The following is a 26,302-nucleotide window of genomic DNA, read 5'->3' on the forward strand; positions in this document are numbered from 1 at the left end:
CTTCCTGCAGGAATTTGCACGAATATGCGCATATTTTCTTGAATGTCGAATCGATTCTGATAAATTCATGACTATTCGTGATATATCGTGCAGAGATCAACATGCTGACCAGCCAACGGAAAACCCTCATCCTCGACAGATTGCGCCGGGACGGCCAGGTGATCGCCAAGGCGCTGGCTGATGATCTCGGGCTATCCGAGGACACGATCCGCAGGGATCTACGGGAGATGGCAGCGGAGAAGCTGCTGAAGCGCGTGCATGGCGGCGCACTGCCGCTGTCACCTGAGCTACCCGACTTCTCAGCGCGGCAGGCAGTCTCCTCCGACGAGAAACGCCGGCTTGGTGCCTATGCAGCCAAGATGATCCAGCCGAGCCAGACCGTATTTCTGGACGGCGGCACGACCAATGCCGAGATCGCCCGACAACTTCCGAAAGACCTTCCCGTCACCGTCGTCACCCACAGCCCGACGATTGCTGATGAGCTGGAGCATCATGCTCTGGCCGAGGTGATCCTGATCGGCGGCAAGCTCTACAAGCATTCGATGGTGGCGACGGGTGCTGCCGCCGTGGCGGCGATCGCCTCCATAAGGGCCGACATCTTCTTTCTGGGCGTCACCGCCATCCATCCCGCCCGCGGCTTTTCGACCGGCGATTTCGAGGAAGCGGCCATCAAGCGGCATATCGCGCGGTGTTCGGCCGAAACCTATGTGCTGGCGACGGCTGAGAAGCTCGACGCAGCCTCACCATGCCAAATCCTGCCATTGACAGGAGTCTCCGGCATGATCGTGCCGTCAGATATTCCGGAGGAGAACCTGACCCCCTATCGAGATATGGACGTGCCGATCTTCCTGACTTGACCGACAGCCGGAGATCGGCATGCCTTGTCGCCGCCGCCGATCAAGCCTACCTGAATAGGCCCCAGAGGTTGTGATCGCCCATGAACGAACGACGCATTCATCAGCTCTTCGAAATCAGCGTCCTGTTGAAGGGCGCGCATGCCCTGATCGAATGCCTCGGCGGCCTTGTGCTCGCGCTCGTCAGCACCGAATCGATCCTTCGGCTGGCTAACCGGATCACACAGCCCGAGCTGCTCAACGACCCGCATGATTTTATCGCGACCCATCTGCTCACATGGGCACAAGATTTTTCGGTCGGTACCAAGAATTTCTATGCCTATTACCTCTTGAGCCATGGGCTGGTGAAGGTGTTGCTGGTCATCGGCCTGCTCCGGGGCAAGATGTGGGCCTATCCAGCCTCGCTGGCGGCCTTGGGCCTTTTCATCGTCTACCAGCTTTATCGCTTCACCGACACGCACGGTATCGGGCTCATCATCCTCACCATCTTCGACCTCGTGGTCATGGTTCTCATCTGGCAGGAATACAAGGTCGTCCGGCACCATGTACCGGCTCAGAAAACGAGCGGCTGAGGCGAAGAGTTACCTATGCCGTCAGAGCAGCCGTCGGCCTGATATCGCCGACATGGATGCCGTTCCAGTTCTTGAAGGATCGGCCGGCCATAGCCATCAGGCCGGCATGAACAGCGCCGTCCTTCTCGAAGAAGCGGGCCAATGTTGCGGCCACCATGACCTCTGCCGCGCGAGTGGTGCCATCGTCGCATTTGAGCGCGATGGCGATGCCCTGTTCGGGGATTGCAGCGCAGAACACGCCCTCGGCGCCGGTCTTGGCGAAAATGCGGCCAGGAGCGATCTGCATCAGCCTGGTGCAGGCGCGGTCGGTGCCAGCAACGTAAAAGGGTTCGGCCATGCAGGCCTCGAACAGCCGGCGTGATGCCTTGGCACGCAGGGGCTCCAGGCCGACACCGGTCGCCATCTTGGCAAAGCCATGCGCCAGTCCCTTGAGCGGCACGGCATAGGTCGGGATCGAGCAGCCATCCGTGCCGCAATTGTCGTGCGCCAGAATAGCGCCGGTCAGGCTCTGCATCATCTCGCGGATCTGCTGCTGCAGCGGATGGTCATAGCCGATATAGCCCTTGGGATCGATGTCCTGATGGCAGCAGGCGCAAACGAAGCCGGCATGCTTACCGGAGCAATTGTTATGCAGCGCCGTCGGCGTCTCAATGGTGCGGGCCTGATGGATAAGGGTCTTCTGGTCGAAGGACCAATGGGCGCCGCATTCGAGCGTGCCGACATCGCGACCGGCGCGCGCCAGCATCGAGGCGGCAAGTGCGACGTGTTCATCCTCGCCATTGTGGGAGGAGCAGGCGAGCGCCAATTCCTTGTAGCCGAAGCCATAAGCGTCGGCAGCACCACTTTCGACCAATGGCAGGGCCTGCATCGCCTTACAGGCCGAGCGCGGAAAGACGCCGCTTTCTATATCACCGAGCGAGAAGACCAACTTGCCATCGCCATCGACCACAACGATGGAACCACGATGGCGGCTCTCGACCAGAGAGCCACGGGTGACTTCGACGCAAACAGGATTGGACATGGGGGAACGCAGCCTTTGATTTGCTTGACGGCCAGTGATAGCCGCTGCCCCCTGAATTGCCAATCGCCGATATTAGCGAGCAGCATCAAAAAGCAATCTCTCAGGCTGCGTCACGGATCCTGTAGGCGCAACGCCGGGCGCCGAGCAGGATATGCTCCTCCCGTTCGACATCAGCGCCGAGCACCATACGGAAAGTCTCCAGCTCGGATCGACAGAAGCCGGCACAGGCAGATGCGGCGGCGCAGATGGGACAATGGTTCTCCACCAGCACCAACGAACCGTCATCGTCCTGCCAGTGATCGGCCATATAACCTTCCCGCGTGCGGATGGCAGCAAGGCTTGCGACCCGTGAGGGCAGATCGGCCGTCAAATCGATTTCGCTGCGATAGCGCCGAAGCGTCTCCGTTTCGCGTGCCGAGATGACAGCATCGACGGCCCCCTGCCCCAGCTGGCTGGCCATGGTGGCAAGCAGGGTGGCGGTCAGATCTGCATGGCCATCGGGAAACTGCCGATTGCCGGCCGCCGTCAGATGCCAGAACTGGCGCGGTCTGCCTCTGCCGGCGGAAGCTTCCGCTACAGGCTCGACCAACCCTTCCTCCGCCATCTTCGTCAGCTGCTGACGGGCTGCTTCCGACGATATGCCGAGCGCATCGCCGACAGCCGCTGCCAGCTGCGGCCCGTCGGTTTTCAACAGGATCAGAATTCGATTGGCAGGTGACTGACGCATTTTTCCAAGTTTTCTCTTGTTTTAATCCGACAAGGATGTAATTTTCCAAATTATAACTTGGAAAATAATCAACCGCTAGGGAAAATACCGAGGATTGCCCGATGTCCAGCATCGAAACCACAGCTCCCCTCAAATCAGCCTCCATCTTCACGCTGTTCTCGCCAAGACTTCTGCCTGCGACACTGATGCTGGGCGGAGGCGTCACGCTTTATGCCGTCGAATCCTACATCACCGCCACGATTGCGCCCTCGATCGTCCGCGATATCGGCGGCCTCGAATTGTTCTCGTGGATGACGACGCTTTTCGTCGCCGCAGGCGTGCTCGGCTCGATCACGGTTGCGACCCGGCCGAAAGGAATAGGCTTGCGTGCCGTCTATGTTGCAGCGGCGCTCACCTTCGGCGTCGGCAGCCTAGCTTGCGCCATCGCGCCGACCATGCCCGTGCTGCTGATCGGTCGCGCCGTTCAGGGATACGGCTCCGGCATGCTGTCCGGCCTCGCCTATGCCTTCATTCGTTTCATCTATCCGGAACCCCTGTGGCGCAGGGCCTCTACGCTCTACGCTGCCATCTGGGGTGTAGCGACCGTACTCGGGCCGACGCTCGGCGGCCTCTTCGCCGCAGGGAGCGCCTGGCGAGAGGCCTTTCTCATCCTCGTCCCGGTGGCTGTCCTCATGGCGCTCTCGGGGCGCTGGCTGCTGCCCGATGTCGCGGACGATCGGATCGACACCAGAACGCCGCTGATCCAGATCGTACTTCTGCTTACCGCAGTTCTATTCGTGAGCATTGCCGGCACGATCGAAGATGGATCCTACAAGATGGTGCTGATCGCAGCTTCGATCGTGCTCGTCGCAACGATGGTGCTGATCGAGCGCAAGAGCGAAGTGCGCCTCCTGCCCTATGGCGCCGTCATGCTCAGCAACCCCATCGCGCGGCTCTATTTGACGATATTTACGATGATGCTGGTGCTGACGAGCGACATCTATATCCCCTACTTCCTGCAGACGCTCCATGGCGTAACGCCGCTGGTCTCAGGCTATCTCGTGGCGCTGGTAGCGCTCGGCTGGACCATCGCGGCGTTCTTCAGCGCCTCGCTTTCCGGCAAACAGGCCGTTGTGGTCATCATCAGCGGCTGCATTTTGGAGACCGTCGCGACCGCATCGCTAATCCCGTTCCTGGCAACGAATACACCCTTCAACACCATCGTCAGGTTCGCGCCGGCCGTGATCGCCATGTTCCTGATGGGATTCGGCGTCGGTCTCGGCTGGGCGCATCTTGTAACCAGGATCATTGGCATCGCCCGCAGGACCGAACAAGACAAAGCCTCGGCGGCGATCTCGATGACACAGTCGCTGGGCGGCGCATTCGGTGCCGCGCTCGCGGGCGTCATCGTCAATGGAGCAGGCCTGACCCATCCAGGCGGCATTGCCGGCGGCCTCTCTGCCGCAACATGGCTCTATGCGCTGATGGCCATACCCGGCCTTATCGCCGTCGTCCTGTCGCTGACGATCAAGCCAGCTGCAGCATGATCTTGCCGATGTGATCGCTGGTTTCCATCAATCGATGTGCCTCGACCACATCGTCGAAAGAGAAGGTCCGATAGATAACGGGGGCAACCGTGCCCTCGTCCAGCAGCGGCCAGACTTGGGACAGCAGGTCGTCGCGGATGGCCCGCTTTTCCTCAGCCGTGCGCGGGCGCATGGTCGAACCGGTCACGGTCAGCCGCTTGACCATGATCGGCGCAAGGTTTGCCCTATCCGCCACCGCGCCGCCAAGGAAAGCAATGATGGAAAGGCAGCCATCGCGGGCAAGCGAAGCGAGGTTCTTTTCCAGATAGGCGGCGCCGATCATGTCGAGGATGATATCGACGCCATGTTCCGTCTCGGCCTTGATGACCTCGGCGAAATCCTCTTCTTTATAATTGATCGCCCGCTTGGCGCCGAGCTTCTCGCAAGCCTCGCATTTTTCTTTCGATCCGGCGGTCGCATAAACGGTCGCGCCGAAAGCGCGGGCAAGCTGGATCGCCGTCGTGCCGATGCCGCTGGAGCCGCCGTGGATCAGCACACTTTCGCCTTCGGTGAGGCCCGCCATCTGGAAGAGATTGGCCCAGACCGTGAAGAACGTCTCAGGCAATGCCGCTGCGCGCACCGCATCATAGCCGTTCGGAAATCGGAGCGCCTGGCCGGCGGGCAGGACGCAATATTCGGCATAGCCACCGCCATTGGCGAGGCCGCAAACCTTGTTGCCGATCGAAAACTCCGTCACGCCGGGCGCGACATCGACCACTTCGCCCGATATTTCGAGACCGAGGATTGGACTTGCCTCCTTCGGTGGGGGATAGGTGCCCTGCCGTTGCGCCACATCCGGCCGATTGACGCCGGCGGCCTCGACACGGACCAGGATCTCGCCCGGCTTCAAGACCGGCAGAGGCTTTCGGGCGATGGTCATGACCTCTGGTCCGCCAAAGGACGGCAAATCCACGAAACGCATTTCAGACGGCAAGGGCATGGCGCTATCTCCTCTCCCAGCAAAGCAGTGGAGATAGTTTAGCGCAAAGCGCTTGAAAAGGACCGAGTGCCGGAGGGCGTCAATTCGTCTCGGCCAAGCCGAGGAATGCCACGCCCATGGCGCTTTCCTTTGCCTTCGCCTTGATACCCGCAATGGAGGTGCTGACCCGGCTGATATTGTCGATCACCAGCCCCTCCGGCAGTTGCAGGATGCCGATCGAGCAGCGCATCAGCGGGAACTCTGTCTCGGCGCCACTGCGGTCGTGGCCGCGAATGCGGCCCGCGACACGATCCTCCACCGAATAGAGCTCGCGGACGTCGGCGTGGAAATCGGCAAGCAGCCGGTCCAGAACCTCGCGAAGCTCCTGCATATTCCAGCCGGTGACACCGATGAAGAAATCGTCGCCGCCGACATGACCGAGGAAATGGCGCTCCGCAAAGAAATAGCGGCGCATCAATGCAGCGAACAGCGAGATGGCATGGTCGCCGAGATGGAAGCCATAGGCATCGTTGAACGGCTTGAAATTATCGAAGTCGCAATAGCAGAAATGCCTGATTTCATCGCCATCGCGGCCGGCGTTCTGCATGAAATCATGGATCGCCCTGTTGCCGGGAAGGCCAGTCAGCGGGTTCTGGTCCTGGGCGATCTTCAGCTGCTTTTCGTTGATGACCTTGATGAGGGAGGCAGCGGAGACGATGCCGGCATAATGTGTGCCTTCGGTGACGATCAGGCAATCGCTGCTTTCCATGTTGGCGAAGATCGTCATCAGCGTGTCGGCATCGGAATCGAGCCCGACGATCGGCGCCATTTCGACGAAATGCGAGATCGACCGTTTATAGACCTTGTTCTTCAACAGGTCGCGGCCGAAAGGCTGATAGATATATTCCTTCAGCTGGTACTCGTGGATGATCCCGCGCGGCTCGTCATTGGCATTGACGACCGGGAAATAGGCCCGGCGCGGATTGCGGCGAAAGAGCTCGAAGACACTGTCGATGCTGTCGCTTTCGCGGATGGTCGGCAGCACTTCGATCTGCTTGCGGATGAGGATTTCATCAAGCGACTGGCTGTTGCGCGCCGTCTTGCCGAGATCCTGCAGATGCGGAAAGCTCTGCTTCAGCTCGTTGACCAGGACCGTCGGACGGGCAATGAACCAGCCCTGGACGAGGTCGACGCCGAATTCGCGGCAGGTCACGAACTCCGCCTCAGTCTCGATGCCCTCGGCGATCACGCGCGTCCCGAGAACATGGGCGATATTGACGAGGTTCCTCAGGATATGGCGCTTGCGGGCGCTGCGGTCGATATCGACGATGAAATGCCGGTCTATCTTGAGATAGTCGACCGGATAATCGGACAGCAACTTCATCTCGCCACGGCCGACGCCGAAATCATCGATCGCGAGCTTGAAGCCGGCATTGCGCATCTTGGCAACCAGCGCCGAAAACTCCGGCACGATGGTATTGTCGAAACGTTCGGAGAATTCGAAGCAGACGGAGGACGGCGCGATGCCGGCCTTTCTCATGTGCTGCAGCAGGCTGTCGACCAAGGCCGTGCCCTGCGCAATCAGCCGGACATCCAGATTGAGGAAAAGTGTCGTGGTGGCGATATTGGGCAGGGTGGCAAACTTCGCCAGCGCGCGGCTCGTGACCATTTGCTCCAGCCCGAGAAGCTGACCGGTGCGCTCGGCCTCATCGAGAATGTCAACCGGGCTGTCGAAACCGATGCGTTCCTGGCCGCGCATCAGGGACTCATAGCCGAAAACGGCACCCGTACCGGCCTCCACGATCGGCTGGAATGCATTTTCGATGACGAGTTTGGCGAGAGTGACGATCTGGTCGCTGGCATATCGGCGCAATACGCCCGGTTCGACTGCGGCAGTCAGGGACATGCCCATCTCCACTTGCGGATTCTAATCTAATTTATTTAAGTAAAACTTTGGATTTACCGCGTTTTCGACCCAAGATTGCGCCATAAAGCGTCAACGAAACCTTTCCCCTATGTGAAAGTTTCATGAATGGTAAAGCAATATTAACCATTCGCCGGGAGGCAGACCCGGCACACGGCAGCCGAGGGCTGCCGTGACGAGTGGGGTTCAGTGCTGATTGCTCGAGTGCCGCTCTGCCTCGTAATCGGCAAACATATCGGCGACGCAACGGCCGCTCTTTGCCGTCTCGCCGCCATCGTTGGCGGCACGTGGCACCTCGCAAATGTCACCGCGCTTGCGCGCCGCATCCCACATGCGAAGAGCTTCCCGCACGACTTCGCTGCTCGAGGCATAGGTGCCGGTGTCGACCGCTGCCCGGATGCCGGCAGCCTGAAGCGGAGAGATGGAAACCGTTACCATTGGCATGATATTCCTCCCTTGACGTTATCTAGCGGAAATTTGTCTGGAACTATGTTCCGCGGCTTCGACTAGTTTCTTCGAGCATGTCCCTCGACATGCGGACTTCCAGATGAAGATACTGCCGTTACATCAACGCAACGCCGTTCTGCCTGATATGGCAGAGGCACGAAGAGTAACGCCGCTCACGCTTCTTGTCAAAAAGTAGCAGTGCGTTACCCCTTTTGGGAGATGCACTACCGCCTGAGCACGAGGCCGAAGACCACCAGCGTCCAGCCCTGGAAGATCAGATCGAAGGCCAGGAAAAGGCCGAGGATCCAAAGGCTGTTGACTGGCCAGCCGAGAGCGATGGCGATGCCTGCAACGGCAGTCGCAAGACCGCTGATGACGATCCAAACCCAGCCGCGCTCAGGTTTCAGCTTGCGGCCGACCCAGACGCGGAACGTGCCGGCTATGAGGAGCGCGATGGCAAGGAACAGCGTCAATGCCTCGGAAGCCAATAGCGGATTGGCGAAGGCAAGGATACCGGCAACCGTATAGAGCAGGCCGCTCAACGCCCAGAACAGGATATGCTCCCAGCCCCTCACCTGAAAGGCATGGGCCAGATGCACGATACCGCCGATCAGCATCAGCATGCCGACATAATAGACCGAAGCCACCGTGGCGATGAACAGATTGCCAAGGGCGATGCCACCACAGATCAGCAGCAATATGCCAAGTCCGACAAACCAACCCCATTTGTCGCGCATCGCGGATGGGGGAACTTCATCAAGAATATCAACCATGACTGCACCTCCTCCTATGAGGAAGTATGGCACAGAAATGCTCTGCGGAAAGAGGTTGCGGATTTTTCGTCAGGGAATACCGGCCACCTGATTTTTTTATTGATTGATCAGTCAATCAAAAATACACTCATCTTCAATCTTGAGGATTGACGCAATGCCGAAAGTCGGAATGGAGCCGGTGCGCCGCAAGGCGCTGGTGGATGCTGCGATGCGCGTGATCGGCGATCACGGCTCGCTAACCGTCACCATGTCCGAAATCGCCAAGCAGGCGGGCGTTTCGCCTGCCCTTGCGCATCATTACTTCGGCAGCAAGGAACAGCTGCTGATCGAAACCGTCCGCGTGCATCTACAGCGGCTGCGCGACAGCGTCGTGACGGCGCTCCGCGAGGCGAAAACGCCGCGCGAAAAGCTCTCCGCCGTCATCCGCGTCAGCTTCCAGGCCGATCAGTTCGCGCTGGAAACGATCGCTGCTTGGCTCGCCTTCTACGCCGAAGCGCAACGCTCGGAAGAGACGCGGCGCTTTCTCGTCATCTACGCACGCCGCCTGCACTCAAATCTCGTTGCCAATCTCAAGGCTCTGTGCCCGGCCGGCGATGCCGGGCGGATCGCCGAGGGTGCGGCTGCCATGATCGACGGGCTCTATATCCGCCAGGGCCTCAGATCCGCGCCGATCAGCACTGAGGCGTCGATCGCGCTGACGGAAGATTATCTGACGACCCACCTCAACGCCTTGAAAGGCTGAAGACCATGCTGACCGTCTGGGGCCGCAAATCGTCATCCAACGTGCAGGCGCTGATGTGGTGCATCGGCGAGCTCGGTCTTGCCTATGAGCGCATCGATGCGGGCTTTACCTATGGCGTCAACAACACGCCCGAATTCCTGGCGATGAACCCGAACGGCACCGTTCCGGTGTTGCGCGATGGTGATGACGAGCCGCTGTGGGAGACAGGCGCCATCCTGCGCTATCTCGCGACGCAATATGGCGAGGATGCCTTCTGGCCGAAGGGCGAGCGGCGGCGCGCCCAGATCGATAAATGGGCCGAATGGGCGAAGATCAATATCGCCTTGAATTTCACTGGCCCGGTGTTCTGGCGCGCGGTGCGGACTGCCCCTGCCCTGCGTGATGAGAAGGCGATTGTTGCGGCTGTCGCAGCACTCGCTGCGAAGCTAGACATCGCCGAGTCGCAGTTCGGACGGCATCGCTTCCTTGCGGGCGATACTCTGACGCTGGCCGACATACAATTCGGGCATGTTCTCTATCGCTATTTCGACATCGACATCCAGCGCCCAGCCCATCCACGGCTGCAGCGCTACTATGAAAACCTCACCGAGCGACCTGCTTTCCAAGAGCATGTCATGGTGTCCTACGAAGAATTGAGGGTTCTATAATGCGCGCACAACCGAAAGCCTCGCATTTCATCGACGGGGAATATGTCGAGGACACCGACGGCACTCTTATCGAAAGCATCTATCCGGCGACCGGCGAAGTCATCGCCCGCCTGCACGCGGCAACGCCAACCATCGTCGAAAAGGCGATCGCTAGCGCCAAGCGAGCACAGCCGGAATGGGCTGCTATGAGCCCAACGGCGCGCGGCCGCATCCTGAAGCGGGCAGCTGACATCATGCGCGAACGTAACCGCGAGCTTTCCGAGCTGGAGACGCTGGATACGGGCAAGCCGATCCAGGAAACCATTGTCGCAGACCCGACCTCCGGTGCCGACAGTTTCGAATTCTTCGGCGGCGTCGCGGCGGTCGGCCTCAATGGCTCCTATATCCCGCTCGGCGGTGACTTCGCCTATACCAAGCGCGTGCCGCTCGGCGTGTGCGTCGGCATCGGCGCGTGGAACTACCCGCAGCAGATCGCCTGCTGGAAGGGTGCGCCGGCGCTGGTCGCCGGCAACGCCATGGTGTTCAAGCCTTCGGAAAACACGCCGCTCGGCGCGCTTAAGATCGCCGAAATCCTTATTGAGGCAGGCCTGCCGAAGGGCCTTTACAATGTCATCCAGGGCGACCGCGAAACCGGGCCTCTGCTCATCAACCATCCCGCTGTGGCGAAGGTCTCACTGACCGGCTCGGTACCGACGGGCCGCAAGGTGGCGGCTTCTGCCGCCGGCAACCTCAAGCATGTCACCATGGAACTCGGTGGTAAGTCGCCGCTGATCGTCTTCGACGATGCCGATATCGACAGCGCCATCGGCGGCGCGATGCTCGGCAATTTCTATTCGACGGGTCAGGTCTGCTCGAACGGCACGCGCGTCTTCGTCAACAGCAAGATCAAGTCCGAATTCCTGAAGCGCCTGAAGGCCCGCACCGAGGCCATGCTCATCGGCGACCCGATGGATGAGGCAACACAGATCGGCCCAATGGTCTCCTGGGCGCAGCGTGAGAAGGTGCTGTCTTACATCGAAAAAGGCAAGGCCGAAGGCGCGACGCTGCTGACCGGCGGCGGCATCCCGAACAATGTCTCCGGCGAAGGCTATTACATTCAGCCGACCGTGTTTTCTGACGTCACCGACGACATGACGATCGCGCGCGAGGAAATTTTCGGGCCAGTTATGTGCGTGCTCGATTTCGATGACGAGGCCGAGGTGATAGCCCGCGCCAATGCCACCGAATTCGGCCTTTCCGGCGGCGTCTTTACCGCCGACCTCACCCGTGCCCACCGCGTCGTCGATCAGCTCGAAGCCGGTACGCTCTGGATCAACACCTACAATCTCTGCCCGGTCGAAATTCCCTTCGGCGGCTCCAAGCAATCCGGCTTCGGCCGCGAGAATTCACTGGCGGCGCTGGAGCATTATTCGGAACTGAAGACCGTCTATGTCGGCATGGGGCCGGTACAGGCGCCTTATTGATGCAACCTCGGGGCTCGACCTCGCCCTTCGAGGCCGCCTATGGCGGCACCTCAGGGTGAGGTCGAGAGCTACCGACCGCAAGCACAGACGATGATCCGCCTCATCCTGAGGTGCTCGCCAAAGGCGGGCCTCGAAGGATCGGGGCGGCCACAGGGAGATAAATATGCAGCAAGCAGATTTCGTCATCGTTGGCTCGGGTTCGGCCGGCTCCGCCATGGCCTACCGCCTGTCGGAAGATGGCAAGCATTCGGTCATCGTTCTGGAATTCGGCGGCAGCGACTTCGGCCCATTCATCCAGATGCCGGCAGCGCTCGCCTGGCCGATGAGCATGGACCGCTACAATTGGGGCTATCTCTCCGAGCCGGAACCTCAGCTCAACAATCGCCGCATCACGGCGCCGCGGGGCAAGGTGATCGGCGGGTCTTCCTCGATCAACGGCATGGTCTATGTGCGCGGCCATGCGGAAGACTTCAATCGCTGGGAGGAGCTGGGCGCGCAAGGCTGGGCCTATGCCGATGTTCTGCCCTATTTCAAGCGGATGGAGCATTCGCACGGCGGCGAGGAGGGATGGCGCGGCAAGGATGGCCCGCTGCATGTGCGCCGTGGCGATGCCCGCAATCCGCTCTTTCACGCCTTCATCGAAGCCGGCAAGCAGGCAGGCTTCGAGACAACGGAAGATTATAACGGCAGCAAGCAGGAAGGCTTCGGCCTAATGGAGCAGACGACGTGGATGGGCCGGCGCTGGTCTGCGGCGACAGCCTATCTCAAGCCTGCGCTGAAGCGGCCGAACGTGACGCTCATCCGCTGCTTCGCCCGCAAGATCGTCATCGAAAATGGCCGTGCGACGGGTGTCGAAGTCGAGCGGGACGGCAAGATCGAGATCGTTAAGGCAAACCGCGAGGTGATCGTCTCCGCCTCCTCGTTCAATTCTCCGAAGCTGCTGATGCTATCCGGCATCGGGCCTGGGCAGCATCTGCGCGACATGGGCATCGAGGTGAAGGCCGACCGGCCGGGCGTCGGCGCCAACCTGCAGGACCATATGGAATTCTATTTCCAGCAGACCAGTCTGAAGCCGGTGTCGCTCTATTCCTGGCTTCCCTGGTACATGCAGGGGATTGCCGGCGCGCAATGGCTCTTCTTCAAGAAGGGCCTCGGCACCTCCAACCAGTTCGAGGCCTGCGCCTTCCTGCGGTCCGCGCCCGGCGTCAAACAGCCCGACATTCAGTACCACTTCCTTCCCGTCGCCATCAGCTATGACGGCAAGGCGGCCGCCAAGAGCCATGGCTTCCAGGTGCATGTCGGCTACAACCTCTCGAAATCGCGCGGCAACGTCACGCTGCGCTCTTCCGACCCGAAGGCGGATCCCGTTATCCGCTTCAACTATATGAGCCATCCGGAAGACTGGGAGAAGTTCCGCCACTGCGTGCGCCTTACCCGCGAGATCTTCGGGCAGAAGGCCTTCGACGAATATCGTGGACCGGAAATCCAGCCCGGACCGAACGTTCAGACCGACGACGAGATCGACGCCTTCCTGCGCGAACATCTGGAAAGCGCCTATCATCCCTGCGGCACCTGCAAAATGGGCTCAAAGGACGATCCCATGGCGGTGGTCGATCCCGACACCCGCGTCATCGGCGTCGACGGCCTGCGTGTCGCCGACAGCTCGATCTTCCCGCATGTGACCTATGGAAACCTGAACGGCCCTTCGATCATGACAGGCGAAAAGGCGGCCGATCACATTCTCGGCAAGCCGAGGCTGGCACGCTCGAACCAGGAGCCCTGGATCAATCCGCGGTGGGAGACCAGCGATCGGTGAGATTTCCGTCGGGGCGGTACCAATTCCATGGGATAACTTGCGGGATTTACGGAAAGTCCGTATAATTTCGTCAAGGAGATTTTTCATGAAGACGGTAACTGCCGCCGAAGCTTCCAAGAATTTTGGCGCATTTCAAGATGCAGCCATGCGCGATCCGGTTGTCATTACCAAGAACGGCCGGCCGCGAACGGTGCTGCTCGCTTATGAAGATTATCAGCGCCTGCTGCGACGAGATAGGCAGGTCCAACTGACAGCTGAGCTTTCAGAGGCCGATATTGCCGCCGTCGAAGCAGCCGAGATGGAAACCGGTCACGAGCATCTTGATGATGAACTAAAGCCGCATGCTGCCCGCTGAAGTCAAGGTCGGTTTCGTCTTTCGCTATTCCTATCTTTGGCACAGGGAGCGACTTGAGGGACGCGAAGAAGGCGTGAAGGATCGCCCCTGCCTCGTGTTGGCACTTGTTGTCGATGATGCGGATGGAACCAAGCGGGTTCGTGTCCTTCCTGTCACGCATTCGCTGCCGGACAACGCCTCCATGGCCATCGAACTTCCAGCACCGGTAAAATTCCGGCTTGGTCTGGACGACATCCCTTCATGGATCATCCTTTCAGAAAGCAACTATTTTGCCTGGCCGGGACCGGATATTCGCCCGTCGGAAACGAAAGCGGCTATCTCGGACCATTGCCACCCAGTCTTTTCAACGAAGTGAAACATCGTTTCGTGGCTTTGGCACGACAATCGGTGCATAGATCGGTTGCCAGGACAGAATAGTGCCCACCAATTCCCCGCCCTGAAGAGCGTCTCATGCCCCCTATCTATCGCAAGTCCAAGCTGCTCCGCCGTTCCCGCGTCATCTGGGGCTCGTTCAATCTCTGGCGACCGCGTCTGGTGTTCTGGACGGGCGCTCTGGCTATCGGCGTCATTAGTGTCGGCTTTGCCAAGCTCGCCGATGTGGCGCAGCGGGCTTTTACCGGCGTAACGCAATCGGATGAATGGATGTGGCTGCTGCCGCTGCTTTTGACGCCGCTCGGTTTCGTCCTGTCTGCATATCTGGCTGCGACGCTGTTTCCCAATTCGCAAGGGAGCGGCATTCCGCAGGCGATTGCCGCGCGGCACCTGCATCATGAAGAGGATCGAACAAAGCTGCTCTCGCTCAGGCTGGCTTTCGGCAAGATCGTGCTGACAATATTGGGGCTTCTAAGCGGAGCCTCGATCGGCCGCGAGGGGCCGACGGTGCAGGTTGGCGCGTCCTTCATGCTGGCCGTTGCCCGCTTCGGCGGCATGGCGCAGGCCAAGGGGCTTATCCTTGCCGGTTCCGCCGCCGGCATCGCCGCTGCCTTCAACACGCCGCTTGCGGGTATCGTCTTTGCCATCGAGGAGATGAGCCGGACCTATGAATCCCGGGCCAACGGTCTGGTTCTGACCGCCGTCATTCTTTCCGGCCTTGCCGCACTCGGCCTTTCCGGCAGCTACAATTATTTCGGTACGGCCGATGCGGCGCCGACGATGCTTCGGGACTGGATCGTCATGCTGATCTGCGGTGTCGGCGGCGGTGCACTCGGTGCCACCTTCAGCGGATTGGCGCTTTATGCCGGCATTCGCATCCGCCGCTGGGCACAACCACAGCCGCTGAAACGCATGCTGATCCTTGCCGGCCTCTGTGGCCTTGTCGTTGCCGCCGTCGGCGTGCTTTCCGGCGGCCAAACCTTCGGCACCGGTTACGAGCAAGCCCGCGGCGCGGTGGAAGGACACGCCCTGCCCCTGCTCTTCTTCGTCGAGAAGCTGCTGGCAAGCTTCCTGTCGATGATATCAGGCATTCCCGGCGGCATCTTCGCGCCATCACTTGCCGTCGGTGCCGGTTTCGGCAGCACGGTCGGCACACTGGTCGGTGGCGGCGTGGCGCTTGCGGCGATCCTCGGCATGGCCGGCTATTTCGCCGGCGTGGTGCAGGCGCCGATGACGGCCTTCGTCATCATCCTGGAAATGACGGGCGATCACCAGGCCGTCATCCCGATCATGGCTGTATCGATGATCGGCTATGTGACCTCGCGGCTACTGTCGCGCGAGCCCTTGTATCATGGGCTGTCCCGCGTCTTCATCGCAGCAGCAATCCGCGCCCGGCGTGCCATGGAAAAGGAAGGTGGCGAGGAACACGCCACCCACTGAATGCCGAAGCTCTGCCGATGCCGGAGAAAGGCACATGGTAGGCCTTTCCCGGCCTTGACCTATCTAAGCCATCAACCTGGCGACTTCCGCGCCATCAGGCTGAGCGATGGCATCGGCTATGGTCGTCGAGAAGAGAACCTTGCGGGTCGCATCCGCCACCCGGGCAAAGACGTGGCGGATCTCGCAATTCTGCTCACCGTCGCAGTCGTCGCAGCGACGATAGGCGGTGAGCGAGAGACAGGGTAGCGGCGCCAGCGGCCCGTCGATAACCCGCAGGATTTCGCCGAAGGTGATCTCATCCGCCGGCTTGCGCAGGAGATAACCGCCCTGCTTGCCGCGACGGCTGATGACAATGCCCTGATGCTTCAGGTCGAGAAGGATCTGTTCGAGGAATTTCTTCGGGATCTTTTGCTGGGCAGCGATGTCGGAAATCATCATCGGCTCACCCGCCTCGGATTGGGCCAAGGCAGACAGCGCCCGCAGCGCATATTTTGCTTTCTGAGTAATCATTTCGAACCGCTTCACACACACATGCGATACGTCCGGTCGAGCGATTCGGCCGGTCCGCTCCAGAACTCCTCAGCCCTCGTCCCCGGGGCAATTTCGAAGCACTCACACCCTTGGCGCACGGCCAGGAAACGTTAGCAACCCAGACTTGTTATCATTCTTTGTCGCTATGCCCATAGTTTAGCGCAAAATCCACCGCAGTGCATCATTTTGGGCATCACTTCCGATTTCCATTTGACAAGCTATGTGTAACTCTACTATTTCTATAGACATTAAAGCAAGCACTTAAACATGGTCAGCCATATCGAGTGCTTCCGAAGGGCCGCTTCCCGCGGCAAAACGCCTTGGTTAACAGCCGAGGCGGTCGCTTTTCCTTATCGGCGCTGCTTCATGGAGATATTTACTCTCCAGCCGCTCCCTTTCGAAATCTATTTTTCTGTCCGCTGCCGTTGCGAACTGCGATACTCCCGGCAACATCAGGACAGGATCCCCATGACTGCCATTACCCTTATTGAAGATGCCGCGACGCTCAACAGCCAGCTTGCATCGCTCGATCTTGCCGGCCGTCTGTCTCTCGTGGCCGGCCTCGGTGGCCGTGCCGTGTTTACGACGTCGCTCGGGATCGAAGATCAGGTGATCACAGCGGAGATCGGCAATCACCGCCTGCCGATCGAAGTGGCGACCCTGCAGACCGGCCGTCTCTTCCCGGAAACGCTCGCCCTGATCGACGAGACGGAAAGCCAATACGATATCAAGATCGTCCGCTACGAGCCGGAACAGGCCGATATCGACGCCTATGCGGAAAAATACGGTCTGAACGGTTTCTACGAGAGCGTCGAAGCCAGGCATGCCTGTTGCGGCGTGCGCAAGTTGAAGCCGCTTTCGCGAGCACTTTCGGGCGCCAACATCTGGATCACCGGCCTGCGCCGCGGCCAGTCCGCCAACCGCGCCGATACGCCCTTCGCCGAATTCGACCCCGAGCGCAACCTGGTCAAGATCAACCCACTCGCAGACTGGGATATCGACGCGATCCGCGCCTATGTCGCCGATAACAGCGTTCCGGTGAACCCGCTGCATGCACGCGGCTACCCCTCGATCGGCTGCGAGCCCTGCACCCGCGCCATCAAGCCGGGCGAGCCCGAGCGGGCCGGCCGCTGGTGGTGGGAAAACGATGAGAAGCGCGAATGCGGCCTGCATGTCCACGAAGAAGGCGCTGCCGCAACAGCACAATAAGACACCCGCCGGCTCCCGGCATCGATCCGAAGCGCGTTTCCTACGCCGCTGTTCAACCGGGAACCAACGCATCCATTCTTTCCGACCAAGTTTCGGTCGGGACATTTGAAAGTTCTGGAGTCATCAATGCCCGATAGCCGTCCGGATACGGAAATCTCCCATCCGCAAAGCGTCAAGCCGCCCCTCGATCCCCATCTGAAGGCGCTCGAAAACGAAGCGATTCATATCTTCCGTGAGGTTGCTGCCGAGTTCGAGCGTCCGGTCATGCTCTATTCGATCGGCAAGGATTCGTCGGTGCTGCTGCATCTGGCGCGCAAGGCCTTTTATCCCGGCCGCGTCCCCTTCCCGCTCCTGCATGTGAACACCGGCTGGAAATTCGCCGAGATGATCACCTTCCGCGACGAGATCGTGAAGAAGTATGATCTCGATCTCATCGAGCACATCAATCCGCGCGGCAAGGCTGAGAATATCACGCCCTTCACCTATGGCTCGGCCCGCTACACCGACATCATGAAAACGGAAGCGCTGCGCCATGCGCTCGATGCCGGCCAGTTCGACGCAGCTTTCGGCGGTGCTCGCCGCGACGAGGAAGCCTCGCGCGCCAAGGAGCGCATCTATTCCTTCCGCACGCCGGACCATCGCTGGGATCCGCGCAACCAGCGCCCGGAACTCTGGAACATCTATAACGGCCAGATCCGCAAGGGCGAAAGCGTTCGCGTCTTCCCGCTCTCCAACTGGACCGAGGTCGATATCTGGCGCTACATCCAGGCCGAGGAAATCCCGATCGTGCCGCTCTATTTCGCGGCCAAGCGCCCGATCGTCGAGCGCGACGGCATGATGATCATGGCAGCAGATCCAAGGCTCGAGCTGCTGCCGGGCGAAACCAAGCGCGAGGAAGTGATCCGCTTCCGCACCCTCGGCTGCTTCCCACTGACCGGGGCCATCCGTTCCACTGCGACGACACTCGAAGACATTATTGCAGAGCTGGAAATCGCCACGGTTTCCGAACGGCAGGGCCGCGCAATCGACCGCGACCAGTCCGGCTCCATGGAAAAGAAGAAGCGTGAAGGATATTTCTGAGATGACCGCAAACGCCAACGTCGTCACGATGCCCGTTGTTGGGCCCGCTGTTGGGTCTGCCGCCGAACCGGCCAAGGCTCTCCGCGATTCGCGTCCGCTTCGCCTGATTACCTGCGGCAGCGTGGATGACGGCAAGTCCACGCTGATCGGCCGTCTCCTTTGGGATACCAAGGCAGTCAAGGAAGACCAGGCCGCCACGCTCCAGCGCGATTCCACCGGCAAGCAGAACGATCTCGGCCTGCCCGATTTCGCATTGCTGCTCGACGGTCTGCAGGCCGAGCGCGAACAAGGCATCACCATCGATGTCGCCTATCGCTATTTCTCGACCGACAAGCGCTCCTTCATCGTTGCCGACACGCCAGGCCACGAGCAGTACACCCGCAACATGGCAACCGGTGCCTCGACCGCCGACCTCGCCGTGCTGCTGGTCGATGCGCGTATGGGCATCCTCGAACAGACCCGCCGCCATGCGACTATCGCGTCGCTGCTCGGCATCAAGCAGTTCGTGCTCGCCGTCAACAAGATCGACCTGACGAATTACGACCGCGCCGGTTTCGAAAAGATTTCCAACGACTTCCGCGAGTTTGCCTTGTCGCTCGGCGTCAAGCAGATCACCGCCATCCCGATGTCAGCGCTGAAGGGTGAAAACGTCGTCTATTCCGGCCAAGCCGCCATGCCGTGGTACACCGGCCCGACGCTGGTCGAAACGCTGGAACTAGCGACTGTTCGCTCGGCGCAGACGGTCGGCTTTCGCCTTTCAGTGCAGCGCGTCTCCCGCCCGGGTGAGAGCTTCCGCGGCTATCAGGGAACGGTTGCCGGCGGCTCGGTCAAGCCCGGCGATAGCGTCATGATCCTGCCCTCGGGCATGGTCGCCAATGTCTCGAAGATCGTCACCTTCGATCTCGTGCGCAACGCGGCGGTCGCCGGCGATGCCATCACCCTCGTTCTTGACCGCCAGGTGGACGTATCGCGCGGCGACATGATCGTCGCCATCGACAGCCAGCCGCAGACGGGCCTTTCCTTCGACGCGCAGATCGTAGCACTACAGCCGGAAGGCATCGAACCCGGCAAGCGCTATTGGTTGAAGAGCGGCAGCCGCCGTCAGCGTGTGCAAGTGCAGCCGCTCGCCCAGCTCGAGCTGAAGACCGGCGCCTGGGCACCGGCGCAGGCGCTGTGGATGAACGCGATCGGCAAGGTTCGCCTGACCTTCGACGAGAGCGCCATCTTCGACCCCTACGAGCAGAACCGTTCGACAGGCTCCTTCATCCTGATCGATCCCGACAGCAACAACACGGTTGCCGGCGGCATGATCACCGGTAAGCGTTCCGATGTCGGCGGTATCCACAAGGATGGCCAGCGCGTTCTCCTGTCGCTGCCGGCCGATCTCGCCGAGCAGATCATGGCAAGCGAACTCTTCGCCAGCCGCCGCGACGAAACGGACGTGCGCCGCGTCACCGCTGCGCAGGCCGCGGAAATCTGGGCGAACGCGGCAAGCGACATCTGATCGCTCAACCTCCGGCTCACTGATCGGCGGCTCTGTCAAAAGATTTGCCGCCGGTCAGAACCTGACTGACCCCTACGGGCGCTCGTGCTGGCAGCAAGGTTGCGCCCATGTCTGGATGAGACGCAGCTCGATTACGCGAAACAACAATTATCGGGTCGTAGCGTGAAAACTTTCCAATCAGGAACGGCACAAGGCGCCATAAGATTTCATGACATACCGGGACCAGAGGATGAGCCGCCGTTGCTCTTCATCCACGGTCTCGGATGCGCATCTTCGTGCGACTATCCCACGGTTGCGGCAAATCCGGCCCTGTCAGGACGGAGATTATTGCTGATCGATTTGCCGGGGTCAGGTTTCAGCGACCACCCTGCCGATTTCGGATATGGCATTACCGATCACGCTCAAACGATCGTCGAATTTATCCGCGTCTCGAAGCTGGAGTCCGTCGATCTTTTCGGCCACAGCATGGGCGGCGCCGTCGCCATCAAGGTCGCTCATCTTCTACGTGAGTGCGTGCGGCATCTTGTGTTGAGCGAACCCAATCTCGATTCGGGAGGCGGTTTCTTTAGCCGCAAGATTGCCGAGATGAGCGAGGCCGACTATCTGGCACATGGCCATGCTGACCTCATTCGGACCTGCATGACGGACGGAAACGACATCTGGGGTGCATCTCTATCGATATCATCGCCCTACGCCGTTCATCGTTCCGCATCTTCCCTGGTCCTGGGCGATTCTCCGACCTGGCGCGAACAATTATATCAATTGCCCATGCCAAGGACGGTGATCTTCGGCGAAAACTCGCTGCCCGATCCGGATTGGGAAGCTCTGCCAAGACACGGAATCGGTGTGGAAATGGTCGATCGGGCGGGGCACTCGATGGCTTGGGAAAACCCTCAAGGCTTGGCGGCTGCCATAAAACGAGGTTTGATCCTGCAATAGGTCTTCCCCCGATTTCTTGTCCATGAGCCGGTTCCAGCTCACTACGCCATTTTCGCTTGGAGACGCCCGTTAGGCCAGCAGCGCAGTGATACACCTAAAGGTCCGCAACGAGCGCAGCCAGCAGTGCCATACGATCTTCATCGCGCTTGTAAAAAATCCACTGCTTGATTCGCTTAGGCCGAACGAGACCGGCTTGCACCAGAATGCGCATGTGCTCGCTCAACGTTGCCTGCGAGATCTCCAGTTTCTCGGCGATGAGAAGCGCGCAGACGCCATCCTCGACCAGATCACCATCGATCTGTGGTGGGAAATGAGCCCGGGGCTCCCTCAGCCACCTGAGAATCCTGATGCGGCGTTCGTTCGCCAAAGCCTTGATGAGATCGACCTCTTGCATTTCGTCAGTTTGCTAAGTAACAAAATACTTGTCAACCTCCGCCCGCGAGATGCCTATGCTTGCCGACACAACAATCACCCCCGAACGCATCGCACAGACCGAAAAGCGCATCCGCCCGCATATCCGCCACACGCCGGTTCTGCGGGCGGATTTGGCGGACTTCGGCCTTGCTTCCGGCTCCGTCGATTTCAAGCTCGAGTTTCTGCAGCATTCCGGCACGTTCAAAGCGCGCGGCGCCTTTTCGAGCCTGCTCGGCAGAGAGGTGCCGAAAGCCGGCGTTGTTGCCGCCTCCGGCGGCAATCACGGCGCGGCAGTCGCCTACGCCGCCATGCGGCTCGGCATTCCGGCGACGATCTTCGTGCCGAGCGTGACGTCGCCAGCCAAGGCCGAGCGCATCCGCGGCTACGGAGCCAACCTCGTGATCGGCGGCGAGCGCTATGCCGATGCGCTGGCGGCCAGCCAGCAATGGGTCGAGGAACGCGGTGCGATGGCGATCCATGCCTTTGACCAGCCGGAGACCTTGCTGGGACAAGGAACCACCGGGCTTGAGATCGAGGCTGACATTCCCGATATCGACACGCTGCTGGTCGCTGTCGGCGGCGGTGGACTGATCGGCGGCATTGCCGCATGGTTCCGGGGTCGCGTCCGGGTCGTCGCTGTCGAACCAGATGGGGCGCCGACACTCTGGAAGGCCTTCGAGGCCGGTAAACCTGTCGAAGCGCCGGCAGGCAGCATTGCCGCCGATTCACTTGCGCCGAAGCGTGTCGGAGACATCATGTTCCCGATTGCACAAGCCTATGTGCAGCGCCCCGTGCTCGTATCCGACGACGAAATCCGGCTGGGGCAACAGGTTTTGTGGGATCGGCTGCGGATTGTCGCCGAACCAGGCGGCGCGACGGCCTTTGCCGCACTACTTGCCGGCAAATATGTTCCCGCTCCGGACGAGCGGGTGGCCGTGCTGCTTTGTGGCGCCAACACCACCGCGGTTCGGTTTGACTGAGGTAATCGGCCCTTCTGGCATTCTGCCTCAAAGTGACCGTCCGAGGCCGTTAGCTCACTGCAAAATGTCGCCGAGCGCCGTCACCAGCCGGTCGCACTCCTCATCCGTGCCGATGCTGATGCGCAGGAAGTCGCCGATACGCTCGCCGGAAAACCGTCTTACCAGAATGTTCCTGCTCCGCAACTCTGCCGCCAGTTCCGCGCCTGGCCGGCTCGGATGCCGCGCGAAAAGAAAATTGGTGGATGACGGTAGGACTTGAAAGCCCAGTTCCCTGAGATCGGCAGCCAGCCGTTCCCGGCTGGCGATGATCATGGCGCGATGGCGCTCGAACCAGTCCCGATCCTTCCAGGCCGCTATGGCACCTGCCTGCGCAAGCCGATCAAGAGGATAGGAATTGAAGCTGTCCTTGACCCTTTCCAGTGCCTCGATGAGCGGCCTTTGCCCGACGGCGAAGCCCACCCGCAAGCCGGCAAGCCCGCGCGACTTCGAGAGGGTCTGAATGACAAGCAGATTCGGATATGTGCGGACGAGTGGAACCGCGCTCTCGCCGCCGAAATCGACATAGGCTTCGTCGATAACAACGACCTGATCGGGATGATCCTTGAGGAGGCTTTCGATATCGACCAGAGGCAGGCCGATCCCTGTGGGCGCATTGGGATTGGGCAGGATGATTGCGCCGCAGGGCTGGCGATAATCGTCAATGCGGACGCGCATTTCGGTGTCGACCGGAATCTGCCGGAACTCGATCCCATAGAGGCGGCAATAGGTGGGGTAGAAGCTATAGGTAATATCGGGGAAAAGCAGCGGTTCCTCATGGTTCAGCAGCGCCTGGAACGTATGGGCCAAAACCTCGTCCGATCCATTGCCGACGAAGACCTCGTCCTTGTCGAGCCCGAAGCTTTCGGCAATTGCGATGCGCAGCTCCTGCGCCGTCGGATCCGGATAGAGCCGAAGCGTATCGGATGTAGCCTTAGAGATCGCCTCCAGGGCAAGCGGCGAAGGACCGTAAGGGCTCTCATTGGTATTGAGCTTGGTTATTCCGCCGGTTGTCGGCTGCTCGCCGGCGACATAGGGGGTCAAGGAATGAACAATCGGGCTCCAGAAGCGGCTCATTGGGATTTCCAAATTTTGGCGGTTGGGAACTGCGGATTGCTGCGGCAGGTCTGCATATGAAGCCAACACCGTCGCAAAATCGAACTCCCACGACAACTGTCTCTCAGGCGATTCTGGAAATTATCATTATGACCAACAGAGGGTATTCGAGCCGGCCCCAAAGCTTCTGTCCTAAGCGGCAGTGGTCGCCGGCAAGACATCGCAGCTTTTCGCGAACAGCCGCTCGCTCAGAAAATCGACGAAAACGCGGACCTTGGGCGACATATGGCGGTTGGATGGCCAGAGCAGGTGGAAATGGCCGGGTTCATCGATGAAATCGTCGAGAACCGTTCTGAGCTTTCCTTCCGCAAGCGTGCTGCGCACGAGGAAATCCGGCATGCAGCCGATGCCGAGGCCGGCGACGGTCGCGCCGCGCACCGCTTCCATATTGTTGCAGGAGAAAGCCGTTCGCATTCGAAGATCCGCCTCGCTCTCGGGCATTTTCAATGGCCAATCCTGCAGCTTGCCGCTATTCGGGAAACGAAACCTGACGGCCAGATGCTCGTTGAGATCACGCGGGCAACCGGGAATGCCGAAGCGTTCGAGATAGCTGGGCGCGGCGCAGAGCAACATCTGAAACGGGCGCAAGGTGCGCGATATCAGCCGCGAATCCGGCAGATCACCGCTGCGGATCGCGACATCGACCCCCTCCTCGATCATATCGACGATACGGTCGTTGAAATCGATGTCGAGCTCGACCTCGGGATAACGAGCAACGAATTCCGGCACGACGGGCAAGAGGAAGTGATAGCTGACGATGGGCACGCTGACCCGCAGCCGCCCGCGCGGCACCGCGACAGCCTGCGCAAGCGAGGCTTGCGCATCGTCGAGATCGTCAAGCACGCGCCGGCAACGCTCGTGAAAGAGCCGCCCTTCCTCGGTCAACCGAATGCTGCGCGTGGAACGCTGCAGCAACCGGACGCCAAGCTGATGCTCCAGATTGCTGACCGCCTTGCCGACAGCGGAGGCCGAAAGGCCGAGCACGCGTCCGGCAGCGGCAAAGCTGCCGAGATCCGCGGTGCGAACGAAGGCTGTCAATCCGCTTAAACGATCCATGGGCGCGCTCCATTCGAGAGTTTTATTCCGGTATATACGGAAAAATAGCGCAATTATCATCTGATTGCAGCGAATATATCTTGCTCAGGTCATTTGAAGCGCAGGCGCGGGCCTTTGGCCAACATCACTCCCAGGATTGCCTGCCGCTTCCTTCCTTGCTCAAACCCAACGGTAATCCGATGACCTCTCCCCAGACAAAGGTCGCAAGTCCGACCGAGAAATTCTTCGTCCTTGTCGCCGTCTGCTGCGCTGCAGCGGCGATGCCGCTAACATTCACCGGCCCAGCCGTCGCCCTGCCGGCCATCAGCCGCATGCTCGGCGGCAGCCCGATCGCGCTCAACTGGGTCACCAACGCCTTCATGCTGACCTTCGGCAGCTGCCTGATGGCCTCGGGCGCGCTGGCTGACAGCTTTGGCCGCCGGCGCATCTTTCTGACCGGCGTCGGTTGCTTCGCGCTGTTCTCAGCCGGATTGGCGCTGGCCAACAACATCGTCTGGTTCGATATACTGAGGGCACTGCAGGGCCTCGGCGCTGCGGCCGCCTTTTCCGGTGGCATGGCCTCGCTGGCTCAGGAGTTCGACGGGGCGGCAAGGATGCGTGCCTTCAGCATCGTCGGCTCCAGCTTCGGCGTAGGTCTCGCCTTCGGGCCGATCGCCTCCGGTCTGATGATCGATGCCTTCGGCTGGCCCTCCATCTTCATCCTCGTGGTTGCGCTGGCATTGCTCGCACTTGGCCTCGGCGCCTGTTTCCTGCGCGAATCCAAAGATCCCGATGCGGCGGGGCTAGATTGGCCGGGCGCCCTGAGCTTTACACTTGCCTTGACGCTCTTCACCTATGGCGTTCTGCGCGCGCCGGAAACCGGCTGGAGTGATCCGCTCGTCATCGCCCTGCTGGCCGGCGCCGCAGTGCTCTTTCTTGCCTTCGCTATCATCGAGCGCGTCGTGAAGCGACCCATGCTGGATCTCAGCCTGTTTCGCTATCCGCGTTTCGTCGGCGTGCAGCTTCTGGCGGCGGCACCGGCTTACGCCTTCGTCGTATTGCTGATCCTGCTGCCCGTGCGTTTCGTCGGCATCGAAGGCATGAGCGAGATCGCCGCCGGGCGGATGATGGTCGCGCTTTCGGCGCCGCTGCTCATCCTGCCGATCGTCGCCGGGCTCCTCACCCGCTGGTTCAGCCCCGCAACGATCTGCGGCGCCGGTCTCATTATCTCGGCGACGGGCCTTTTCTGGCTTAGCCATTTTGCCGCCGGCTCGGCCCCATCCGCTCTCATCGGCCCGCTGCTGACGATCGGGGTCGGCATCAGCTTGCCCTGGGGCCTAATGGACGGGCTTGCCGTCAGCGTCGTCCCCAAGGAGCGAGCCGGCATGGCGACCGGCATCTTCAGCACCACCCGCGTCGCCGGCGAAGGGGTGGCGCTTGCCGTCGTCAGCGCCATCCTCTCCGCCTTCATTCAATCGAATCTCGGCGTATCCGCTGGCGAGCACGCCGCTATGGCTGCCCAGCAGCTAGTAACAGGCAATCTGACCGCCGCGGCATCGACTGTGCCGGCAATCGGGCATGACACGCTTATTCTGGGTTATGGCAACGCCTTCGGCGCGCTCCTCTGGCTTCTGACTGCCATCACCGTCCTGACGGCGATCGTCGTCTTTTCCTTCCTCGGCCGTTCATCATCAACCGTTGCCGCAGACGATGAAGAGCAATTGGACGAGGATGAAGATGCGCTTCGCGTATCGAAAGCTTAAGCAGCATTGATGACTGGCCGGAAAGGTAACGCGGCCAGTCCACTCACTGACGGCGGCA

General features: G+C 60.4%; 25 protein-coding genes and 1 pseudogene. 16 read left to right on the forward strand and 10 right to left on the reverse strand.

Annotation, left to right across the window (positions count from 1 at the left end):
- The first annotated feature begins 101 nt into the window (after nucleotides 1-101).
- The gene (locus FBZ99_RS10560) at nucleotides 102-857 is read left to right on the forward strand and encodes a DeoR/GlpR family DNA-binding transcription regulator (protein WP_145633004.1); all 756 of its coding nucleotides are present in this window, start codon (nucleotides 102-104) and stop codon (nucleotides 855-857) included.
- Nucleotides 858-937: 80 nt separating this feature from the next.
- Entirely contained in the window at nucleotides 938-1,426 is a 489-nt protein-coding gene (locus FBZ99_RS10565; RefSeq protein WP_145633007.1) for a DUF2127 domain-containing protein, read from the forward strand.
- A gap of 13 nt (nucleotides 1,427-1,439) precedes the next feature.
- Here FBZ99_RS10565 and FBZ99_RS10570 read toward each other — a convergent pair whose 3' ends face one another.
- Both FBZ99_RS10570 and FBZ99_RS10575 read right to left on the reverse strand, forming a co-directional pair.
- Nucleotides 1,440-2,447 carry an asparaginase gene (locus FBZ99_RS10570; protein ID WP_145633011.1) on the reverse strand — a complete coding sequence of 336 codons (1,008 nt, stop codon included), beginning with the start codon at nucleotides 2,445-2,447 and terminating at the stop codon, nucleotides 1,440-1,442.
- 100 nt (nucleotides 2,448-2,547) lie between these two features.
- Nucleotides 2,548-3,174: a helix-turn-helix transcriptional regulator gene (locus tag FBZ99_RS10575; protein ID WP_113331905.1), complete on the reverse strand. Its 627-nt coding sequence runs from the start codon at nucleotides 3,172-3,174 to the stop codon at nucleotides 2,548-2,550.
- 101 nt (nucleotides 3,175-3,275) lie between these two features.
- Here FBZ99_RS10575 and FBZ99_RS10580 point away from each other — a divergent pair, with 101 nt between their 5' ends.
- Nucleotides 3,276-4,700 (forward strand): MFS transporter, encoded by a 1,425-nt coding sequence (locus FBZ99_RS10580; protein ID WP_145633015.1) that lies wholly within the window; start codon nucleotides 3,276-3,278, stop codon nucleotides 4,698-4,700.
- Here FBZ99_RS10580 and FBZ99_RS10585 read toward each other — a convergent pair.
- From FBZ99_RS10585 to FBZ99_RS10600, 4 genes are all read right to left on the reverse strand, one after another.
- Entirely contained in the window at nucleotides 4,681-5,679 is a 999-nt protein-coding gene (locus FBZ99_RS10585) for an NAD(P)H-quinone oxidoreductase (RefSeq protein WP_145633018.1), read from the reverse strand. The two genes, FBZ99_RS10580 and FBZ99_RS10585, sit on opposite strands and share 20 nt — an antisense overlap.
- Before the next feature lie 79 nt (nucleotides 5,680-5,758).
- Nucleotides 5,759-7,564 (reverse strand): GGDEF domain-containing protein, encoded by a 1,806-nt coding sequence (locus tag FBZ99_RS10590; RefSeq protein ID WP_113353956.1) that lies wholly within the window; start codon nucleotides 7,562-7,564, stop codon nucleotides 5,759-5,761.
- A gap of 204 nt (nucleotides 7,565-7,768) precedes the next feature.
- Nucleotides 7,769-8,026: a ribbon-helix-helix domain-containing protein gene (locus FBZ99_RS10595; RefSeq protein WP_069613829.1), complete on the reverse strand. Its 258-nt coding sequence runs from the start codon at nucleotides 8,024-8,026 to the stop codon at nucleotides 7,769-7,771.
- A gap of 227 nt (nucleotides 8,027-8,253) precedes the next feature.
- The gene (locus FBZ99_RS10600) at nucleotides 8,254-8,802 is read right to left on the reverse strand and encodes an HdeD family acid-resistance protein (protein WP_113353955.1); all 549 of its coding nucleotides are present in this window, start codon (nucleotides 8,800-8,802) and stop codon (nucleotides 8,254-8,256) included.
- 154 nt (nucleotides 8,803-8,956) lie between these two features.
- Between FBZ99_RS10600 and betI the strand changes: the two genes are divergently transcribed.
- The 7 genes and pseudogenes from betI to FBZ99_RS10635 all read left to right on the forward strand — a co-directional run bounded on the left by betI (nucleotide 8,957) and on the right by FBZ99_RS10635 (nucleotide 15,637).
- Nucleotides 8,957-9,544 (forward strand): transcriptional regulator BetI, encoded by a 588-nt coding sequence (gene betI, locus FBZ99_RS10605; protein WP_145633021.1) that lies wholly within the window; start codon nucleotides 8,957-8,959, stop codon nucleotides 9,542-9,544.
- A gap of 5 nt (nucleotides 9,545-9,549) precedes the next feature.
- Nucleotides 9,550-10,191 carry a glutathione S-transferase family protein gene (locus FBZ99_RS10610; RefSeq protein WP_113353954.1) on the forward strand — a complete coding sequence of 214 codons (642 nt, stop codon included), beginning with the start codon at nucleotides 9,550-9,552 and terminating at the stop codon, nucleotides 10,189-10,191.
- Nucleotides 10,191-11,654, forward strand: a complete 1,464-nt coding sequence (gene betB, locus FBZ99_RS10615) for a betaine-aldehyde dehydrogenase (RefSeq protein WP_113353953.1) — start codon at nucleotides 10,191-10,193, stop codon at nucleotides 11,652-11,654. The genes FBZ99_RS10610 and betB overlap by 1 nt, the downstream gene beginning before the upstream one ends.
- Nucleotides 11,655-11,817: 163 nt before the next feature.
- Nucleotides 11,818-13,470 carry a choline dehydrogenase gene (gene betA / locus FBZ99_RS10620; protein WP_113353952.1) on the forward strand — a complete coding sequence of 551 codons (1,653 nt, stop codon included), beginning with the start codon at nucleotides 11,818-11,820 and terminating at the stop codon, nucleotides 13,468-13,470.
- A gap of 85 nt (nucleotides 13,471-13,555) precedes the next feature.
- Complete coding sequence (locus FBZ99_RS10625) at nucleotides 13,556-13,825, forward strand: type II toxin-antitoxin system Phd/YefM family antitoxin (protein ID WP_113353951.1); 270 nt, start codon at nucleotides 13,556-13,558, stop codon at nucleotides 13,823-13,825.
- Nucleotides 13,812-14,242: pseudogene (locus FBZ99_RS10630) on the forward strand (plasmid maintenance toxin (PemK-like)). The gene FBZ99_RS10625 and the pseudogene FBZ99_RS10630 overlap by 14 nt, the downstream one beginning before the upstream one ends.
- A 33-nt stretch (nucleotides 14,243-14,275) precedes the next feature.
- Nucleotides 14,276-15,637: a chloride channel protein gene (locus FBZ99_RS10635; RefSeq protein ID WP_113353950.1), complete on the forward strand. Its 1,362-nt coding sequence runs from the start codon at nucleotides 14,276-14,278 to the stop codon at nucleotides 15,635-15,637.
- Nucleotides 15,638-15,700: 63 nt separating this feature from the next.
- Here FBZ99_RS10635 and FBZ99_RS10640 read toward each other — a convergent pair whose 3' ends face one another.
- Nucleotides 15,701-16,147 carry an RrF2 family transcriptional regulator gene (locus tag FBZ99_RS10640; protein WP_069613821.1) on the reverse strand — a complete coding sequence of 149 codons (447 nt, stop codon included), beginning with the start codon at nucleotides 16,145-16,147 and terminating at the stop codon, nucleotides 15,701-15,703.
- 489 nt (nucleotides 16,148-16,636) lie between these two features.
- Between FBZ99_RS10640 and FBZ99_RS10645 the strand changes: the two genes are divergently transcribed.
- The 4 genes from FBZ99_RS10645 to FBZ99_RS10660 all read left to right on the forward strand — a co-directional run bounded on the left by FBZ99_RS10645 (nucleotide 16,637) and on the right by FBZ99_RS10660 (nucleotide 20,900).
- On the forward strand, nucleotides 16,637-17,377 hold the full coding sequence (locus FBZ99_RS10645) for a phosphoadenylyl-sulfate reductase (RefSeq protein WP_145633024.1): 741 nt from the start codon (nucleotides 16,637-16,639) through the stop codon (nucleotides 17,375-17,377).
- A gap of 126 nt (nucleotides 17,378-17,503) precedes the next feature.
- On the forward strand, nucleotides 17,504-18,457 hold the full coding sequence (gene cysD / locus FBZ99_RS10650; RefSeq protein ID WP_113331917.1) for a sulfate adenylyltransferase subunit CysD: 954 nt from the start codon (nucleotides 17,504-17,506) through the stop codon (nucleotides 18,455-18,457).
- A gap of 1 nt (nucleotide 18,458) precedes the next feature.
- On the forward strand, nucleotides 18,459-19,961 hold the full coding sequence (cysN, locus tag FBZ99_RS10655) for a sulfate adenylyltransferase subunit CysN (RefSeq protein WP_145633027.1): 1,503 nt from the start codon (nucleotides 18,459-18,461) through the stop codon (nucleotides 19,959-19,961).
- Nucleotides 19,962-20,123: 162 nt separating this feature from the next.
- Nucleotides 20,124-20,900 carry an alpha/beta fold hydrolase gene (locus FBZ99_RS10660; protein WP_145633905.1) on the forward strand — a complete coding sequence of 259 codons (777 nt, stop codon included), beginning with the start codon at nucleotides 20,124-20,126 and terminating at the stop codon, nucleotides 20,898-20,900.
- A gap of 94 nt (nucleotides 20,901-20,994) precedes the next feature.
- Here FBZ99_RS10660 and FBZ99_RS10665 read toward each other — a convergent pair whose 3' ends face one another.
- Nucleotides 20,995-21,294, reverse strand: coding sequence for an ArsR/SmtB family transcription factor (locus FBZ99_RS10665; protein ID WP_113331920.1), 300 nt, complete (start codon nucleotides 21,292-21,294; stop codon nucleotides 20,995-20,997).
- Between the two features lie 55 nt (nucleotides 21,295-21,349).
- On the opposite strand from FBZ99_RS10665, the gene FBZ99_RS10670 reads away from it, so the two are divergent.
- Entirely contained in the window at nucleotides 21,350-22,294 is a 945-nt protein-coding gene (locus FBZ99_RS10670) for a threonine/serine dehydratase (RefSeq protein ID WP_145633030.1), read from the forward strand.
- 54 nt (nucleotides 22,295-22,348) lie between these two features.
- Here the strand turns inward: FBZ99_RS10670 and hisC are convergent, their stop codons facing one another.
- Entirely contained in the window at nucleotides 22,349-23,407 is a 1,059-nt protein-coding gene (gene hisC / locus FBZ99_RS10675) for a histidinol-phosphate transaminase (protein WP_145633033.1), read from the reverse strand.
- Between the two features lie 171 nt (nucleotides 23,408-23,578).
- Nucleotides 23,579-24,502 carry a LysR family transcriptional regulator gene (locus FBZ99_RS10680; protein WP_113331923.1) on the reverse strand — a complete coding sequence of 308 codons (924 nt, stop codon included), beginning with the start codon at nucleotides 24,500-24,502 and terminating at the stop codon, nucleotides 23,579-23,581.
- Nucleotides 24,503-24,681: 179 nt separating this feature from the next.
- Here FBZ99_RS10680 and FBZ99_RS10685 point away from each other — a divergent pair, with 179 nt between their 5' ends.
- Entirely contained in the window at nucleotides 24,682-26,244 is a 1,563-nt protein-coding gene (locus tag FBZ99_RS10685) for an MFS transporter (RefSeq protein WP_145320834.1), read from the forward strand.
- Nucleotides 26,245-26,302: the final 58 nt, after the last annotated feature.

It is taken from the genome of Rhizobium sp. ERR 1071, from assembly GCF_007828675.1.
Lineage (GTDB): Bacteria > Pseudomonadota > Alphaproteobacteria > Rhizobiales > Rhizobiaceae > Rhizobium > Rhizobium dioscoreae.